Here is a 17,021-nt window from a genome sequence, read left to right as displayed (position 1 = left end):
GTCGAGACGGCGCAGGTCAGAGGCGGGTGCCTGGGGCCACCGCCGCACCGCACCAGCGGCAGCGCCCACCGCCGGGCGCTGGCTCGTGCCCGCCGTCGGCTTCGCACAGCCGCGCGGCGGCGCTCCGCGCCGCGCCCTCGCTGCGGTGGGTGGAGGTGGGGTGCGGAGACGTCCCGGGCGCGGCCCCGACGGCGTGCACCGCCCAGCGGCGCAGCAGGCCACCGGGGTGGGGGCGCACGACGAGCACCGCCCGCTCCAGCTCGCGGGCCACCAGCTCCACGGAGTCGACGCGCTGGGCCAGCAGCTCGTGCTGCCCCAGCCGCTGGGCGACGGCGGCCCCCGCCTGCTCGCCGGCCCGGCCGGCGCCCGCGGCGAGGTGCACGACCACGCGCAGCTCGCGGCCCGCGGCCGCACCGGGCCCGGCCTCGCCGGTGACCTCCACGACGCCGTCCAGCCCCCGCCCGAGGTCCGCCACGGCGGCGGCGACCTCGGGGTCGCGCGGGGAGGGCAGCCACGGCTCGCCCTGGGCCAGCGCCCACAGGGCCGGGCGGGGGACGACGACGGAGCCGGCGGGCCCCTCGGCGCCCGGGTCGAGCACGAGCAGCTGCTGACCCTCCTGCACCGCGCTGACCGCGGCGCGGCGCGCCTCGACGGGCACGGGCCGGGCGGTCGCGCTCCACGCGGTGAGCGCGGCGACGCTCGTGAAGACGGGCAGCGCGTCGCGGCCGTCGGGCGAGCGCAGGGTCGGGATGGCCATGTCGGCGCCGAGGTCGCCTCCCGTGGCCCGGTCGGTGCCGGCGGAGACGGCGGTCACCGGCACGAAGAGCCGCGCGCCGGGCAGGGCGGCGACGAGCGCCTCGACGTCGACGGGCCCGCCGCTGGTGCGCGCCTGGTCGAGCACGGCGGCCACCGCCGGCGCGACCGCGCCGTCGTCACCGGCGAAGGGGCTGCCCGTGAGCGTCCGCCCCGCCCAGGGGGTGCCGGCAGAGTCGGCGCGGGCGTCCCCGTGGCGGCCCGGCAGGTGCTGCCCGCCGTGCGCCGGCCCGCCGGTCGTCGGCCCGCCGGGGGCGGTCAAGGGCGCCCGGCGACGTCGAGCGCCTCGGGCAGGGTGAACGCCCCGGCGTACAGCGCCTTGCCGACGATGGCACCCTCCACCCCGTCGGGCACGAGGGTCCGCAGGGCCTCCAGGTCGGCCAGAGAGCTCACCCCGCCCGAGGCGATGACGGGCGCGTCGGTGGCCGCGCACACCTGCGCGAGCAGCTCGGTGTTCGGCCCGCGCAGCGTGCCGTCCTTGGTGACGTCGGTGACCACGTAGCGCGAGCAGCCGTCGCGGTCCAGCCGCGCCAGCACCTCCCACAGGTCGCCGCCCTCCTTGGTCCAGCCGCGGGCCGCCAGCGTGGTGCCGCGCACGTCGAGCCCGACGGCGATGCGGTCCCCGTGGCGGGCGATGGCGCTCGCGGTCCAGGCCGGGTCCTCCAGGGCGGCGGTGCCGAGGTTGACGCGGCGGCAGCCGGTGGCCAGCGCCCGCTCCAGGGAGGCGTCGTCGCGGATGCCGCCGGAGAGCTCGACGTCGACGTCGAGGGTCCCGACCACGGAGGCGAGCAGCTCGGCGTTCGAGCCGCGGCCGAAGGCGGCGTCGAGGTCGACCAGGTGCACCCACTCCGCCCCGCCCTCCTGCCACGCCAGCGCGGCGTCCAGCGGCGACCCGTAGTGGGTCTCGGAGCCCGCCTCGCCCTGGATCAGGCGCACCGCCTGGCCGTCGGCGACGTCGACGGCGGGCAGCAGCTGCAGGCGGGCGGCGCTCGAGGGGACGGTGGTCTCACTGCTCACGGGTGTCATCCTCCCAGCCGCGCGCCCGCCGTCCGCCCACCCCTCGTGCGCCGCTGCGCCGGGTGCTTCCGGAGGTGGCCCCCATCGGCCGTCGCCGCGGCCAGGTGCCCCTCCGCCGTCGCGGTCCGGTCCCCAGGTGTCGGAACTCCGTCACGAGGTGTCGGATCACGGGTCCCGTTCCGACGCGTCGGGGCGCGGTTCCGACGCGTCGAGGCGGGGCCCGACGGGTCGGGGCGCGGCCCCGCTGCGCCGGGTGCTTCCGGAGTTGACCCTCATCCGCCGTCACCGCGGCGTCCGGGGATGAGGGCCATCTCCGGAAGGTCCGCGGGAGCGGTCGCGCCGTCCGTCCCGGACCACGCCGCCGCACGACCACCCCGCCGTCGGGCTCGCGGCTCGTCAGAGCGCCCGGTGGACGGGGGTCCCGCCGACCACGGTCAGGAGCACCGGCGCGGCGGCGAGGTCGGCCGGCGGCACCGCGGTCGGGTCGGCGCCCACGGCGGTGAGGTCGGCCGCGGACCCCACCCGGATGGTGCCCCTCGAGGCGTCGCCGGCGGCGAGGGCCGGGGCGCGCGTGAACCCGGCCAGCGCGGCGCCGGCGCCGATCGCCTGCTCCGGGCCGACGGGCGCGGCGCCGTCGTCCTCCACGGGCCGGCGCAGCTGGGCGGCGGCCATGATGGCGCGGGCGTCGAAGTCGGCGACCGGCCAGTCCGAGCCGAGCACCACCAGGGCGCCCGCGTCGAGCAGGTCGCGCACGCGCCAGCCGTGCCGGGCGCGCTCGGGGCCCAGGCGCACCGACCAGTTGTCCCTGCCGTCGGCGGCCACGAAGTGGGTGCAGTGGGTGGGCTGCACCGACGCGGTCAGGCCGGAGGCCCCGATCCGCGCGACGAGGTCGTCGGGGAGGGTCTCCAGGTGCTCCAGGCGGTGCGCCGCGCGCCGCCCCGGTGCGCCGTCGGCGGGGACCGGCGGGCCGAGCGGTTCGAGGACGTTCAGCACGAAACGCACTCCCGCGTCACCGATGGCGTGGGTCACGGTGGGCGTGCCGGCGGCGTCCAGCGCGCGCACGGCGCGCGCGTAGGCCTGCGGGTCGCGCCAGTAGGAGCCGGTGCTCTCGCCGTTGGCGTCGGGGTGCTCCAGCCAGGCCGTGCCGCCGTCCACGGTCCCGTCGATCATGAACTTGACGCCCGCGACCCGCCAGCGCCGTCCGGTGCGCTCCTGCCACGCGAGCAGCTGGGCGAGGTCGTCGTCGTCGGCGCCGGGCATGCAGAAGGGGGCCACGCGCAGCCGCAGCGGCAGGTCGCCGTCGTCCTCGAGGCGGTCCAGCAGCTCCAGGGAGGCGGCGTCGCCGTCCATGACCTGCGCGCCGACCAGGCCCTGGGCGGCCATGGCCTCCAGCAGCGAGCGCAGGCGGGTGCGCAGCTGGGCGTCGGGCAGCGGGGGCGCGTGCCGCTCGGCGAGCGCCATGGCGTCCCACTCGAGGAGGTGGCCGGTGGGGGTGCCGTCGGCGTCGCAGACGACCTCCGAGGCGCTGGGGAAGCGCCGCGGGCCGTCGATGCCGGCGGCGCGCAGCAGCGAGGTGCTGACCAGCGCGGAGTGCACGTCGGCCAGGCGCAGGAAGGCGCGCGCACCGTCGACGCCGCCGAGCGCGTCGTCGACGAGGTCGGCGCGCGGCGCGCCCCCGGGGAAGACGTCGGGCACCAGGCCCCAGCCCTGGACCCAGCCGTCGGTGCTCTCCCGCGCCAGCTGCGCGAGCCGCGCGCGCAGCTCCTCCAGCGAGCGCACCCCGGTCAGGTCCGCGCCGGCGGACAGGGTGAGGCCGCCGACGGGGTGGGAGTGCCCGTCCACCCACCCGGGGGTCAGCGTCGCCCCGCCGAGCGCCAGCACCTCGGTGCGCGACCCGCGCCAGCGCTCGGCCACCTCCTCGCCGCCGACGTCGACGACGACGCCGCGGGCCACGGCCACCGCGCTGGCCCGCGGGCGGGCGGGGTCGAGGGTGATGACGTCGGCGTCGACGACGAGCAGGTCGGCCGTGCTGGGAGAGCTCACGGCTCGACATCCTGGCGCGGCGGGGCCGCGCCCGTCAGGGGGCCGGCCAGCGCGCGGTCACCGCCGGGTCAGCGCAGCGAGGTGACCCAGTTGCGCAGCAGCTGCGCCCCGGCGTCGCCGGACTTCTCGGGGTGGAACTGCGTGGCCGACAGCGGCCCGTTCTCCACCGCCGCCACGAAGCGGGCGCCGTGCTCGGCCCACGTCACCAGCGGCCGGCGGCGGCGCAGCGAGCCGTCCTCGCGGACGTCGTCGTCCAACTCCCAGCGCTGCACGCCGTAGGAGTGCACGAAGTAGAAGCGCTCGTCGGTGACGCCGTCGAAGAGCACCGAGCCCTGCGGCGCGTCGACGGTGTTCCAGCCCATGTGCGGGACGACCGCGGCGGGCAGCCTCTCCACGGTGCCGGGCCACTCGCCCAGCCCCTCGCTCTCGACGCCGTGCTCGACGCCGCGGGCGAACATCACCTGCAGGCCGACGCAGATGCCGAGCACCGGGCGGCCGCCGGCCAGGCGCCGGTCGACCACCTCGTCGCCGCGCACGCCCCTGAGCCCCTGCACGACCGTCTCGAAGGCCCCGACGCCGGGCACGACGAGGCCGTCGGCCTCCTGGGCGGCGCGGCGGTCGGCGGTGAGCTCGACGTCGGCGCCGACCCGCTCGAGGGCCCGCACGGCGGAGCGGACGTTGCCGGAGCCGTGGTCGAGGACGACGACGCGGGGGCGCCGGGTGGTGCTGCCCGTGGTCGCACCGGCGGTCGTGCTCGTCACTCCACCAGGCTAGGCGCTGCGCGGATGTGACCCAGACCACGGCGGCGCGCGCAGCGAACAGGCCCTGGCGCGGTTAGCGTCTGCGAGCACCCGCTCCTGCCCGCGCAGGACGACCCGCCGCACCGGCGAGGTCGGTGGATCGCGCGATGAGAGGTCAAGCCATGGCTCTTGAGCGTCCTTACCCCCGCCGTGACGTCTCCGAGGACGACGCCGGCCGCCTGTGGAACTGGGCCCGCAACTCCGAGCTGGCCGGTTCCGAGGCGCTCGTCAGCGCGAGCAGCGAGCTGGAGGTCCGCTCGCTGCTCGCCTCGCGGCCCGGCCGCGTGCGGCTCGTCGGCAGCCGGATGTCCGCCGGGCGCATGCTCGCCCCGGCCGGGCCTCCGGAGTCCGAGCTGCTGCTCGACGTCCGCGGCCACCGCGGCCTGCTCGCCCACGGCGAGGACTGGGCCACCTTCGCCGGGGGCACCGTGCTGCAGGACGTCTACGACGCCCTCGCACGCCTGGGCCGCATGCTGCCCTCCTCCCCCGGCGTCATCGCCGAGCAGACCCTCGCCGGCGCCCTGGCCACGGGCACCCACGGCCAGGGGCTGCAGCAGAGCTCCATCGGCGACGCGCTGCTCTCGCTGCGCCTGGTGATGGCCGACGGCACGGTGGAGGAGTTCGGCGCCGACCACCCGTGGTTCGGCGCGCTGCAGGTGGGGCTGGGCACCCTCGGCGTGGTCACCGCGGTGACCCTGCGCACCGTGCCCGTGGCCGTGTACTCGTGCGTCAAGGGCGCCACCGGCGCCGAGACCCTCGAGAGCGACCTGCTCGTGTGGAACCGCGGCCACGAGATGGCCAAGGCGTGGTGGTTCCCCGACGACGACCAGGTGCACGTCTGGACCGCGCAGCGCGCCTCCACCGACGAGGTGGCGGCGTGGGAGGCCGGCGGGCGGCAGCTGGTGGAGCGCACCGAGACCAGCGACGCCATGAACCGCGCGGTCGACGCCGCGCTGGCCCACATGCGCGCCGACACCCGCATCCTCGACGCGCAGGGCAAGCCCTTCCGCACCGTGACCCGGTTCAAGGACTTCTCCGACGTGACCGGGGACGTCTACCAGGTCTTCATGCGAGGCATCGCGACCCCGCAGATCAACGTGGAGATCGGGGTGCCGCTGGACCGCGCGCCCGCCGTCGTGGAGAAGATCCGCGCCTGGCACGCCGAGACGAGCCCGCACCTGCACTACCCGATCATCCTGCGCGCCACGGGCCCGTCGCGGGCCTGGCTGAGCCCGTCCGAGGGCGGCGACACGCTGTACTTCGGCTTCGTCGTCTACTACGCCGAGGACGGCTCGCTGAGCGCCGACGGCGTCGACTTCCTCGTGGAGGTCGAGAAGCTGCTCGCCGCGGAGGGCGGGCGCCCGCACTGGGGCAAGTACTTCGACGAGACCCTCTACGACTGGCCGGCGCTGTACCCGCGCTGGGACGACTTCCTCGCCGTGCGCGAGGCGCTCGACCCCGAGCGCGTGTTCAGCAACACCTTCACCGACAGGCTCTTCCCCGCGCCGTCGTCGGTCGGGGAGGTCGCCGCGTGAAGGCGTGGGCGACGCTGCTGACGCAGCCCTCCTACCTCGTGGGCGTGAGGGCGCTGCACGCCTCCCTGCGGCGCAGCGGCTCGCAGCACCCCCTCGTGGTGATGGTGACCGACGACGTCGACGAGCCCTCCCGCAAGGCCCTCGCCGACGACGGCGCGCTGGTGCGCGAGCTGCCGCGCGTGGGCCCCGACCCCTCGCTGGAGGCGCACTACGCCAACGCCCGGTTCGCCGAGGTGTGGACCAAGCTCGGGGCCTGGGGGCTGACCGAGTTCTCGCGGCTGGTGGTGCTGGACGCCGACATGCTCGTCGTGCGGCCCATGGACGAGCTGTTCTCCCTGGAGCTGCCCGTCGGCGGCATCGCCGCGTGCCACGCGTGCCGGTGCAACCCCAACCGCATCGCCAGCTACCCGGCGAGCTGGGTGCCTGAGAACTGCTTCTACACCCACTGCCGCGGCCGCGACCACGTGCGCGAGCCCGGTGTGGAGGAGTACTTCAACGGCGGGTTCCTCGTCATCGAGCCCGACGAGGCGGTGCACGCGGCGATGCTGGCGCAGCTGCGCGGGCTGGCCGACCTGTCGGCGTACCAGTTCGCCGAGCAGGACTTCCTCAACGAGTTCTTCGACGGGCGCTGGCAGCCCCTGCCGTACGTCTACAACGCGCTGAAGACGCTGCCGCACCAGCACCCGCGGGTGTGGGACGCCTCCGAGGTGAAGAACATCCACTACATCATCGACAAGCCCTGGGAGCGCCGCCCGGAGCCGGGCGACCGGTACGCCGAGCTGCACCAGCTGTGGTGGGACCTCGCCGATGCGACACCCGCGGTGCGGGACTCGCTCGCGCCGTCGTCGTCCGCCGCCTGACGGACCCCTCCTCCCCCGATCGCAGCCGAGCGCCCGATTGCTGTTCGCGAAGCTCGGGAACAGCAACCGGGCGCTCGGCTGCGAAGGGGGTGGGTCAGCTGGTGACCTGCAGCTGCGCCCTGTCGAACGCGAGGTAGCCGGAGTAGTCGGCGCCGACCCGGTCGAAGGAGGCCGGGTACGGCTCGGGGTAGCTCCACGCGCCGTCGGAAGCGGTCTTCCCGCCCGGGGCGGTGACGTCCCAGTACTGCGCCACGCCCTTCCACGGGCAGGTGTACGGCGTGGCGCTCTTAGACAGGGCGCCCTCCACCACGCTGCTCGGCGGGAAGTAGGCGTTGCCCTCGATGCGCACGATCGCGTCGTCGTCGGCCTCGGCCACCACGACGCCGTCCAGCAGTGCCTTCACAGCTCCTCCAGGTGCAGACGCAGGGAACAGGTGCACCAGCACCAACGCCCCGGACGGGCTGCGCACTCCCGTGCGGCGGCGGGTCAGCGGGTGAGGCGGCGCAGGGTGTCGACGACGAAGTCCACCGCCGCGCCGTAGGCCAGGTGCGAGCCGCCCTCCCAGACCCACCACGCCCGGGGCAGCTGGGAGGCCGGCGCCTGCACGCCGAGCGCCGGCAGCGTCGAGCCGTGGAAGGCGGCGAACAGCGCCGCGCCGCCCACGGTCCCCGCGCCGGCGCGCGCCAGCGGCACGCGGCGGGTGAGCACGGCGTAGAACACCGGGTAGCCGTAGGCCAGGGCGCGGTGGAACCACTGGGCGCCGGCCTCGACCTCGTCGTCGTCCAGGGCGTCGGCGGCCTCCTGGCCCTTCCGGGCGGCGACGAGCTTCCTGTACAGCAGGGACGGCGGCATGCGGTCCCCGTGCCCCTGCGGGTCAGCGCCGTCGAGCTCCTCCTGCCCGGGCTCGGGCGGCAGCAGCTGCTCGCCCCACTCCTGCAGGGACGACTCGGCAGCGGCCTTGACCTTCTCCCCCACCCACCCGGCGGCCAGGCCGAGGGCGACGTCGGTCAGGAGCTTCGAGGAGGCCACCGCACCTGGGTACTGCACGACCGATCACCGCGCACCCCGACCGGAGCCGCGCGAGCAGGAGGGCCGTCAGCGCAGCGGCGGCGGGTCCTCGCGGGAGGCGACGAACAGGATGCGGTCGGCCGGCTGCAGCGCGCCGATCGCGGGGTCGCTGTAGCGCAGCAGGCGCCCGTCGCGCCACACCCCGACCACCGGCACCCCGCAGGCGTGCGGGGGCCGGCCCACCTCGCCCGGCGCGACGTCCCGCTCGTCGAGGTCGAGCCCGGTGCCGAAGGAGAGCATGTCCTCCACCACGCTGACCGCCTCGGGGCTGTCGGTGGCCAGGCCGAGCAGGCGGCCGGCGGTCTCGGAGGAGACCACCACCGAGGTCGCCCCGCTCTCGCGCAGCAGCTCGGCGGTGGCCGCCTCGCGCGCCGCCGCCAGCACCGTGACGTGCGGGGCGATCCGGCGCAGGGTGAGCGCGGCCAGCACGGCGGTGTCGTCGCGGTCCAGGGCGATGATGGCCGTGGCGGCCCGCTCGACCTGGGCCTCGCGCAGCACCGCCTTGTGCGTTGCCGACCCGACCACCACCGCGTAGCCGTCGCCGCTGGCGCGCGACGCCGCGGCCTGGTCGGCCTCGACCACCACGATCCGGTCGGCCGGGTGGTCCCTCAGCCGCAGCGCCCGGACCGCGTTGCGGCCCTTGGTGCCGTAGCCGAGGACGACGACGTGGTCGCGCATGCGGGCCTTCCAGCGGTGGACGCGGATCTCGGTGCGGGAGCGCTCGGTGAGCGCCGACAGGGTGGTGCCGACCAGCAGGATGACGAACATCAGGCGCATCGGCGTCACGGCCAGGGCGTTGACCAGGCGGGCGCGCTCGGTGACGGGCGTGATGTCGCCGTAGCCGGTCGTGGTGAGCGTGACGGTCGTGTAGTAGAGGGCGTCGATCGCCGAGACGGTCCCGTCGGCGTTGTCGGTGTAGTCGCCGCGCTCGACCATCACCAGCCCCCAGTTCACCAGGAGCAGGAGCAGCACCAGGCCCAGGCGCACCGCGATGGAGCCCAGCGGCGTGCGCCGCCGGCTCAGCCTGGGCAGCGTCAGGCCCTGCCCGCCCGGACCGGGCTGCGCGGACGGGTCCGCCGCGGCCGACGCCCGGGCCGCCGGGCCTCGCTCAGCCACGGCCGCGGCGCCCCCGCAGCACGCCGCGCACCGCCGTCCAGCGGCTGCGTCCGACGCTGGTGGTGGCGCCCGTCACCGCACCGGCCTCCAGGCTCCCCAGCAGCAGCCGCAGCACGTCACCGGGCCAGGAGGCCAGCAGCAGCCCCGCCGGGCGGCCGTCGCGCGCCTGCTGACCACCGCGCCAGGTCTGCGCGGTCACCTGCCCCTCCTGCCCCTGCTCCCCCTCGGTGAGGAGCAGGACGACGTCGAGCCCGCGCAGCAGGCGGCTGAGCCGTTCGGCGGCGTCGACCCCCGCCAGCCCCGGCAGCACGTCCTCGCGCGCGGCCGGCACCGCCACCACGCCCGCGCCGGCCACGGGGGCGCACGCGGCGGCCACGCCGCTCATCGCGCACAGGTCGGCGGCGCGCTCGGCGTCGAGCACGGGCAGCACGAGCACGGCGCGGCGCGCCCCCTCGGAGGGGTCGGTGAACCTGCCGCCGCCGAGCCCGGGCACCTCGTAGTCCACGCCGTCCTCAGCCCCGCTCGTCGGCGGCGCTCACAGCGCGCCCTTGGTGGAGGGCACGCCGTCGACGCGCGGGTCGAGCGCCACGGCGGCGCGCAGCGCCCGGGCCAGCGCCTTGTACTGCGCCTCGGCGACGTGGTGGGGGTCGCGACCGGCGAGCAGGCGCACGTGCAGGCACAGGTGCGCGTGCAGCGCGATGGACTCGAAGACGTGCCGGGTGAGGCTGCCCGCGTACGGCACCCCGCCGCCGCCACCGCCGATGAGCACGTGCTCGTAGCCCTCCGGCTCACCCGTGTGGACGACGAAGGGCCGGCCGGACACGTCGACGACGGCCTGCGCCAGCGCCTCGTCGAGCGGCACGAGCGCGTCGCCGAAGCGCGCGATGCCCCGCTTGTCGCCGAGGGCCTGGCGCAGGGCCTGCCCGAGCACGATGGCGGTGTCCTCCACCACGTGGTGGGCGTCGACGTGGGTGTCGCCGGTGGCCTGCACGCGCAGGTCGACGAGGGAGTGCTTGCCGAGCGCGGTGAGCATGTGGTCGTAGAACGCCACCCCCGTGCTGATCTCGGTGCGGCCGGTCCCGTCGAGGTCGAGCTCGAGGGTGATGCTCGACTCGCTGGTCGTGCGCTCGATGCGCGCCGTGCGCTGCCCGCTCATGCCTGCTGCCCCTCGTCGTCGTCCTCGGTGTCCTCCGGGTGGGCGGCGGCCTCGGCCGCGGCGACCACCTCGGCCAGCGCCGCCAGCACCGCGTCCGTCTCGGCCTCGGTGCCCGCGGTGATGCGCAGGTGCCCGGGGATGCCGACGTCGCGCACGAGCACGTCGCGCGCCAGCAGCGCCTTCCAGGCGGCGGGGGCGTCGTCGAAGCCGCCGACCAGCACGAAGTTGGCGTCGCTGGGCAGGGCGCGCAGGCCCAGGGAGGGCATCGCGGCCACGAGCCTGTCGCGCTGGGCCTTGGTGTCCTCCACGGTGGCCAGCAGCGCGCCGGCGTGCTGCAGCGCCGCCGTCGCGGCGGCCTGCGTCAGGGAGGAGAGGTGGTAGGGCAGCCGGACCAGGCGCAGGGCGTCGACCACGGCCGGGTCCGCGGCCAGGTAGCCGACGCGGGCGCCGGCGAAGGCGAACGCCTTGCTCATCGTGCGCGTCACCACGAGGCGCGGCCGGCCCGGCAGCAGGGTCAGGGCGCTGGGCGTGCCGCCGGCGTGCAGGGGCCGGGCGAACTCGGCGTAGGCCTCGTCGACGATGACGACGCCGCGGGTGGCCTCGTAGGCGGCCTCGACGACGTCGAGGGGCAGCGCCGTGCCGGTGGGGTTGTTCGGGCTGGTGAGGAAGACGACGTCGGCGCCGTGGCCGTCAGCGCCGGCTGCCCGCACCTGCTCGGCCACGGCGGAGGGGTCCAGGGAGAACCCGTCGCCGCGCCGGCCGTCCACCCAGGCGGTGCCGGAGGTCTGCGTGATGATCGGGTGCATCGAGTACGACGGCGTGAAGCCGATGGCGGTGCGCCCGGGGCCGCCGAAGGCCTGCAGCAGCTGCTGGAGCACCTCGTTGGAGCCGTTCGCGGCCCACACGTTGCCGCGGGTCAGCGGCACGCCGGAGGAGGCGGGCTGCTCGCGCAGGAAGGCGGCCAGGGCGTCGCGCAGCGCGTCGGCCTCGCGGTCGGGGTAGCGGTTGAGGTGCGGGACCTGCTCGGCGATCGCCGCGACCACGGCCCGCACCACCTCGGCGGGCACGTCGTGGCTGTTCTCGTTGGTGTTGAGCCGCACGGACACCTCGAGCTGCGGCGCGCCGTAGGGCACGTGCCCGCGCAGGTCCTCGCGCAGCGGGAGGTCGTCCAGGGTGGTGTCCGAGACCAGGCTCGGCGCGGAGGTGGGGCTCACGACCGCCCAGGGTAGTGAGCCGGCGCCGCGACGGCCGGGCGCGTCAGGCCGGCCGCGTGACGGCCGGCGGGGCGGTGCGCTCCAGGGCGGGCCAGCCCGAGTCGGCCTCGCGCTCGGCGGCCTCCGCCCTGCCGCCGCCGCGCAGGCCGAACAGGCGCTTGGCGAGGAGCAGGTAGACGACGACGGCGAGGTTCAGCGCGAACAGCGCCACCCCGGTGGCGGACGCGCCGCTGGCCAGGTCGGCGACCTCGGGGACCATGAGCACGCTGGTGGCCACGAAGGTCAGGTACTCCGCCCAGCGCCGGCCGGTCCACAGCCCCACCGCCTCGGTCGCCTCCAGCGCGGCGTAGGCGGCCAGGCCCAGGCCGATGACGAGCAGGTGGCTCGACGGCGTGGCGAACCAGCCGGAGACCTCCGCCAGCAGGCCGTGGGCGGTGTCGACGACCACGCCGTGCTGCTGGACGAAGTCCAGGCCCCACGTCCACCACCGGTCCAGGGTGTCGCGGTGGCCGGAGAAGACCAGCACCGCCGCCGCGAGCAGGCCCAGCCCGATGACGTGCACCACCCTGTCCAGCGCGATGAGGCGCAGCACGTACCTGTCGCGCAGCGGACGTCCGCGCAGCGGCAGCTGGATCCGCTCGCGCTCGGGCAGGTGCTCGCGGGTCGCGGTGCCGGGTGCGGGTGCGGCGGCGGGCAGCCACGCGTCGCAGCGCAGGCAGCGGTGCCAGCGCAGGCCGTCGGCGTCCTCGCGCAGCACCAGCGCGTCCTGCGGGCGGACGACGGCGACGTCGCGGCCGACCGTGTGGTGCCCCTGCAGCGCGCAGTCGAGCAGGTCCCAGCGCACCCCCGGCAGCCGGCGCCGCCGGCTCGGGCCGCCGTGGCGCCCACCGCGCTGCCCGGGCCGCTCCAGCCGCTCGGCCCGACCGGCCCCTCCGGCCTGATCCGCGGCGCCCTGATGCACGGTGGTCACGACGGACGGGGTACCCGCGACCGCTGGACGGCACCTGGGAGCTCCCTGACCGCCACCCGGCGTGGTCGCGGCCTCCCCGGCGGTGCGGCGCGTGACGCCGGACGTGCCGAGGTCCACCGGGGCCGGTGCGGAGCGCCGTCCGGCCGACCCCGGCACGTCGGGCGTCACGCCCGCGGGCCGCGTGGCCGCGACCGGAGGGCCGTGTGGCCTCGGCTCGTCCCGCCGGACGTGCAGAACCTCACCGGCGGGGGCTTGGAGGGCGCCTGGGGCGACTTCTGCCCGCTGGGCGGGACGCAGCGCCGGCCGAGCGGCCGGCGGTCAGTCGCGGCGGGTGCGCGCCCGCACGTGCATCCGCTCCCCCTGGGGCCCGAACAGGCTGAGCAGCTCCGCCGGGCCCGGCCCGGGGTTGGCGAACCAGTGCGGCGTGCGGGTGTCGAACTCGGCCACCTCGCCCTCGCGCAGCACGAGGTCGTGATCGCCGAGCACCAGCCGGACGCGCCCGGCCAGCACGTAGAACCACTCCCAGCCCTCGTGCACCTTGAGGCCGTCGGCCTCCGGCTGCCGGTCGGGCTCGGGCGCCATGACGATCTTCCACGCCTGCAGGCCGCCAGGCTGCCGCGTCAGGGGCACCACGGTCCGCCCGTGGGCGCGCTGAGGGCGCAGGTGCACGCGCGGGTCACCCATGGCCGGCGCGCCGACCAGCTCGTCCAGGGCCACGCGGTGCGCCTGGGCCAGCGGCAGCAGCAGCTCCAGCGTCGGGCGCCGCTGCCCGGACTCCAGCCGGCTGAGCGTGCTCACCGAGATGCCGGTCGCCTCGCCCAGCTGCGCCAGCGTCGCGCCGCGCTGCTGGCGCAGCGCCCTCAGGCGCGGCCCGACGGCGTCGAGCACGCCGTCGACGTCGTCCTCGGTCGTCGCACCCGCCACGCACCCAGCATGCCCGAGCCTTGCTGTTCCAGCAACAACGCTTGCCGTCTGGGTGCCTGGGTCCGCAGGATCGCGGCATGACCGAGGCACCCCTCCCCCAGCAGTCCGGCCAGCGCCGGGACGCGCTCGACGAGCAGTACGACGCGGTGGTCGTCGGCGGCGGCGCCGCGGGCCTGGCCGGCGCGGTGGCGCTGGCGCGGATGCGGCGCCGCGTGCTGGTCGTCGACGCCGGCCAGCCGCGCAACGCCCCCGCCGACGGCGTGCACAACCTCCTGGCCCGCGAGGGCACGTCCCCGCGGGAGCTGCTCGCCGCGGGGCGCGCGGAGCTGGCCGGGTACGGCGGCGCCGTCGTCGACGGCCGCGTGGCCGCGCTGCGGCGCAGCAGCGGGGACGGCGAGCCGCTGCGCTTCGACGTCGTCCTGGAGGACGGCAGGACGACGACGGCGCGCCGCCTGCTCCTGGCGCACAGCGGCACCGACGCGCTGCCGCCGGTGCCGGGCCTGCGCGATCTGTGGGGCAGCCGGGTGCTGCACTGCCCGTTCTGCCACGGCTGGGAGGTGCGCGGGCGCACGGTCGCGGTGCTGGCCACCGGACCGGCCGCGATGACGGTGCACGCCGCCACGCTGTGGCGCGCCGTCGCCGACCGCGTGGTGGTGCTCGAGCACACCGGCCCGCCGGTCGACGCCGAGCAGCGCGAGCAGCTGGAGGCGGCCGGCACGCGGTTCACCGCCGGTGAGGTGGTCGCCCTCGAGCCGCTCGGGGACGACGCCGAGGGAGGCGTGCGGGTGCGGCTCGCCTCCGGCGGCGCGCTCGAGGTGGGCGCGGTGGTGGCCGCCTCGCAGGTGCGCGTCGACACGACGCTGGCCGAGCAGCTGGGCGCGGCGGTGGCCGACGTGGAGGCCATGGGGACCGTCGTCGCGACGGGCGCGGTGGTCGTCGACGCGGTGGGCGCGACCACGGCGGCGGGCGTGTGGGCGGCCGGCAACGCCGCGGCCCCGATGGCCGTGGTGCCGGCGGTGGCCGCGGCGGGCATGCAGGCCGGTGCGGCGATGACGATGGACCTGGTCCGCGAGGACGCCGAGGCCGCCGCCCGGCGGACCCGCGCCGCGCGCGAGGAGATGGCGGGAGCAGCACGGTGAGCGAGCACGGGCACGGGCACGGCGGCGAGCACGAGCGGGGCCACGACCACGGGCGCGGCGGAGGGCGCCGCGGGATGCCGCCGCTGCCCGGCTCCGCCGAGGGCCTGCCGGCGTGGTGGGAGGAGCTCTACAGCGGCGACGGCACCCGGTGGAGCGGGCGTCCCAACGCGCGCCTCGTCGAGGCGCTCGAGCAGCTGGGGGTGCAGCCCGGGCGGGCGCTCGACCTCGGCTGCGGCGAGGGCGGTGACGTGGTCTGGCTCGCCGAGCGCGGGTGGTCGGTGACGGGCGTCGACGTGGCGCACGCCGCCGTCGCCAAAGCCCGCGGCGCTGCCGCGGCGCGCGGCGTCGACGTCGTCCTGGAGCGGCACGACCTCACCCGGACGTTCCCCGAGGGGGTCTTCGACCTGGTGAACGCCCAGTTCCTCCAGGCGCCGGTCGGGTGGCCGCGACCGGAGGTGCTGCGGCGCGCCGCGGCTGCGGTGGCTCCCGGCGGGCACCTGCTGGTGGTCGACCACGCCGAGCCGCCGCCGTGGGCGGACCTGGACGAGCAGGCGCGGATCGGCTTCCCCACGCCGCAGCAGGTGCTCGCCGACCTCGCCCTCGGCGAGGGCTGGCAGGTGGTGCGGGCCGAGGTCGCAGGGCGCCCGGCCGCGGGACCCGACGGCCAGCACGGGCACCTCGACGACAGCGTGGTGCTCGTCCGCCGCCTCGCCTGACCCCGCCGTCCCCCCCGACGATCAAGGAAGTGGCGCACACCACCGCGGGCGGGACTTCCTCGATCGTCGCGGGGGGGGGCGGTGGTGGGTCAGGAGCGGACCCCGGGACGGGTGGGCGAGACTGGCCGCATGGCCGTCTTCGTCGCGACGTACACCTACACGCCTGACAGCGAGCTGCGCTCAGCCGTCCGGTCCCGGCACCGGTCCTGGCTGCGCGAGCAGCCGGGCCTGCTGGTCTCGGGCCCGACCGACGCCGACGGGGCCGTCCTGGTCTTCGAGGCCGCGAGCGCGACCGAGGTGGAGCAGCTGCTCGACCACGACCCGTTCGTCACCGAGGGGGGCATCGTCGCGGAGCGCGCGGTGGCCGGGTGGACCATCGTCATGGGCAGCCTGCAGGACGCCTTCCCCGCCTCCTGACCCCCGGACGCATCTCCGTGATCATGGGCAGTCGACCACCCCGGGTGGCGGACTCCCATGATCACGGTGGAGGGTCTGGGGCGTGCTCGTGGTGCTCAGCGGCCCGCCCGGCGTCGGCAAGACGACGCTGGCGCGAGAGCTCGCCCGCGCGCTCGGCGCGCCGCACGTGCGCGTCGACGCCTTCGAGGCCGCGCTCGGCCTGCACGACGGCGACGGCGACGCCACCGGCTACCGCCTGGCGCACGTCGTCGCCGGTGACGCGCTGCGCGGCGGACGCCACGTCGTCGTCGACGCGGTCAACCCCGTGCGCGTCGCCCGCGACGGATGGCGCTCGCTGGCCGCCGGGGTGGGCGTGCCGCTGCTCGAGGTCGACGTCGCGTGCTCCGACGCCGCGCTGCACGAGCGGCGGGTGAGCGAGCGCACCGCGGACCTGCCCGGCCAGGTGGTCCCGAGCTGGGGCGAGGTCAGCGCCCGGCCGGCCTGGCGGCGCGAGCCCGGCGAGCCCGGCGCCGTCGTCGTCGACACCGCGACGACGGCGCTGGTCACCGCCGCGCGCGACCTGCGCGCCCGCGTGGAGGCCCATCCCGAGCAGGTGGCGGTGCCGGCCTCGCTGCTGGCGCCGCGGCACCGGTTCGGCGCGTGGGTGGGCCGTGGCGGCGCCGAGGTGGTGCTCGAGACCGGGCGGCTGCTCCTGCGCCGCTGGCGCGAGGCCGACCTCGAGCCCTTCGCCGCCATGAACGCCGACCCCGAGGTCATGGAGCACTTCGCGTCGGGCCCGCTGGCGCGCGGCGCCTCCGACGCGCTGGCGCGGTACGCCGACGCCTGCTTCGAGGCGGAGGGCTTCGGGCTTGCCGCTCTGGAGCGCAAGGACGACGGCGCCTTCCTGGGCTTCTGCGGGCTCGCCCGCCACCGCCGCCGTCCGCAGCAGGTGGAGGTCGGGTGGCGGCTGGCGCGGCACGCCTGGGGCTCCGGGTGCGCCACCGAGGCGGGGCGGGCGTGGCTGCAGGCGGCGCCGGGCCTGGGGCTGGCCCGGGTGGAGTGCTACGTGGGCCCGGGGAACGCCCGCTCGCTCGCGGTGGCCCAGCGCCTGGGCCTGGTGCGCGAGCAGGTGGTGGACTGGGACGGCCAGCGGGTCGTCGTCCTCGCCACCGCCCCGTGATCATGGGCGTGGGGGGGGGGGGGGGGGGGGGGGGGGGCCCCGCCCCCCGGGGCGGGGGGGGGGGGGGGCGGGGC

18 protein-coding genes are annotated in these 17,021 nt (G+C 77.0%); 6 read left to right on the top strand and 12 right to left on the bottom strand.

The window, feature by feature from the left end:
* Window positions 1-16: 16 nt before the first annotated feature.
* From ACUN9U_RS16970 to hisH, 4 genes are all read right to left on the bottom strand, one after another.
* Entirely contained in the window at window positions 17-1,075 is a 1,059-nt protein-coding gene (locus tag ACUN9U_RS16970) for an SseB family protein (RefSeq protein ID WP_445486177.1), read from the bottom strand.
* A complete protein-coding gene (priA, locus tag ACUN9U_RS16965) occupies window positions 1,072-1,839 on the bottom strand; it encodes a bifunctional 1-(5-phosphoribosyl)-5-((5-phosphoribosylamino)methylideneamino)imidazole-4-carboxamide isomerase/phosphoribosylanthranilate isomerase PriA (protein WP_445486176.1) in 768 nt (255 codons plus the stop codon). Before priA ends, ACUN9U_RS16970 begins: the two co-directional genes overlap by 4 nt.
* A gap of 387 nt (window positions 1,840-2,226) precedes the next feature.
* The gene (locus ACUN9U_RS16960; RefSeq protein ID WP_445486175.1) at window positions 2,227-3,873 is read right to left on the bottom strand and encodes an amidohydrolase; all 1,647 of its coding nucleotides are present in this window, start codon (window positions 3,871-3,873) and stop codon (window positions 2,227-2,229) included.
* Between the two features lie 68 nt (window positions 3,874-3,941).
* On the bottom strand, window positions 3,942-4,634 hold the full coding sequence (gene hisH, locus ACUN9U_RS16955; RefSeq protein WP_445486174.1) for an imidazole glycerol phosphate synthase subunit HisH: 693 nt from the start codon (window positions 4,632-4,634) through the stop codon (window positions 3,942-3,944).
* Between the two features lie 146 nt (window positions 4,635-4,780).
* Between hisH and ACUN9U_RS16950 the strand changes: the two genes are divergently transcribed.
* The gene (locus ACUN9U_RS16950) at window positions 4,781-6,208 is read left to right on the top strand and encodes a D-arabinono-1,4-lactone oxidase (protein ID WP_445486173.1); all 1,428 of its coding nucleotides are present in this window, start codon (window positions 4,781-4,783) and stop codon (window positions 6,206-6,208) included.
* Window positions 6,205-7,068: a glycosyltransferase family 8 protein gene (locus ACUN9U_RS16945; RefSeq protein WP_445486172.1), complete on the top strand. Its 864-nt coding sequence runs from the start codon at window positions 6,205-6,207 to the stop codon at window positions 7,066-7,068. The genes ACUN9U_RS16950 and ACUN9U_RS16945 overlap by 4 nt, the downstream gene beginning before the upstream one ends.
* A 94-nt stretch (window positions 7,069-7,162) precedes the next feature.
* On the opposite strand, the gene ACUN9U_RS16940 is transcribed toward ACUN9U_RS16945, so the two are convergent.
* The 8 genes from ACUN9U_RS16940 to ACUN9U_RS16905 form a co-directional block, all read right to left on the bottom strand.
* Window positions 7,163-7,471: a DUF427 domain-containing protein gene (locus ACUN9U_RS16940; protein WP_445486171.1), complete on the bottom strand. Its 309-nt coding sequence runs from the start codon at window positions 7,469-7,471 to the stop codon at window positions 7,163-7,165.
* Between the two features lie 83 nt (window positions 7,472-7,554).
* The gene (locus ACUN9U_RS16935; protein ID WP_445486170.1) at window positions 7,555-8,097 is read right to left on the bottom strand and encodes a DUF1440 domain-containing protein; all 543 of its coding nucleotides are present in this window, start codon (window positions 8,095-8,097) and stop codon (window positions 7,555-7,557) included.
* A 66-nt stretch (window positions 8,098-8,163) separates the two neighbouring features.
* Window positions 8,164-9,252 carry a potassium channel family protein gene (locus ACUN9U_RS16930; RefSeq protein ID WP_445486169.1) on the bottom strand — a complete coding sequence of 363 codons (1,089 nt, stop codon included), beginning with the start codon at window positions 9,250-9,252 and terminating at the stop codon, window positions 8,164-8,166.
* The gene (locus ACUN9U_RS16925) at window positions 9,245-9,757 is read right to left on the bottom strand and encodes a hypothetical protein (RefSeq protein WP_445486168.1); all 513 of its coding nucleotides are present in this window, start codon (window positions 9,755-9,757) and stop codon (window positions 9,245-9,247) included. Before ACUN9U_RS16925 ends, ACUN9U_RS16930 begins: the two co-directional genes overlap by 8 nt.
* Before the next feature lie 30 nt (window positions 9,758-9,787).
* Window positions 9,788-10,408, bottom strand: a complete 621-nt coding sequence (gene hisB / locus ACUN9U_RS16920; protein ID WP_445486167.1) for an imidazoleglycerol-phosphate dehydratase HisB — start codon at window positions 10,406-10,408, stop codon at window positions 9,788-9,790.
* Entirely contained in the window at window positions 10,405-11,622 is a 1,218-nt protein-coding gene (locus ACUN9U_RS16915) for a histidinol-phosphate transaminase (RefSeq protein ID WP_445486166.1), read from the bottom strand. The genes hisB and ACUN9U_RS16915 overlap by 4 nt, the downstream gene beginning before the upstream one ends.
* A 43-nt stretch (window positions 11,623-11,665) precedes the next feature.
* Window positions 11,666-12,592, bottom strand: coding sequence for a DUF2127 domain-containing protein (locus tag ACUN9U_RS16910; protein WP_445486165.1), 927 nt, complete (start codon window positions 12,590-12,592; stop codon window positions 11,666-11,668).
* A 318-nt stretch (window positions 12,593-12,910) separates the two neighbouring features.
* On the bottom strand, window positions 12,911-13,516 hold the full coding sequence (locus tag ACUN9U_RS16905; protein ID WP_445486164.1) for a helix-turn-helix domain-containing protein: 606 nt from the start codon (window positions 13,514-13,516) through the stop codon (window positions 12,911-12,913).
* A gap of 77 nt (window positions 13,517-13,593) precedes the next feature.
* Between ACUN9U_RS16905 and ACUN9U_RS16900 the strand changes: the two genes are divergently transcribed.
* The 4 genes from ACUN9U_RS16900 (at window position 13,594) to ACUN9U_RS16885 (ending at window position 16,947) form a co-directional block, all read left to right on the top strand.
* A complete protein-coding gene (locus ACUN9U_RS16900) occupies window positions 13,594-14,655 on the top strand; it encodes an FAD-dependent oxidoreductase (protein ID WP_445486163.1) in 1,062 nt (353 codons plus the stop codon).
* The gene (locus tag ACUN9U_RS16895) at window positions 14,652-15,371 is read left to right on the top strand and encodes a class I SAM-dependent methyltransferase (RefSeq protein WP_445486162.1); all 720 of its coding nucleotides are present in this window, start codon (window positions 14,652-14,654) and stop codon (window positions 15,369-15,371) included. The genes ACUN9U_RS16900 and ACUN9U_RS16895 overlap by 4 nt, the downstream gene beginning before the upstream one ends.
* A 129-nt stretch (window positions 15,372-15,500) precedes the next feature.
* Window positions 15,501-15,788, top strand: coding sequence for a YciI family protein (locus tag ACUN9U_RS16890; protein ID WP_445486161.1), 288 nt, complete (start codon window positions 15,501-15,503; stop codon window positions 15,786-15,788).
* A gap of 82 nt (window positions 15,789-15,870) precedes the next feature.
* Window positions 15,871-16,947, top strand: a complete 1,077-nt coding sequence (locus ACUN9U_RS16885) for a GNAT family N-acetyltransferase (protein WP_445486160.1) — start codon at window positions 15,871-15,873, stop codon at window positions 16,945-16,947.
* The last annotated feature ends 74 nt before the right edge of the window (window positions 16,948-17,021 follow it).

Source organism: Quadrisphaera sp. KR29, from assembly GCF_052644995.1.
The sequence above is the reverse complement of the archived record's forward strand: the minus strand, read 5'-3'. Positions and strand labels throughout refer to the sequence as shown.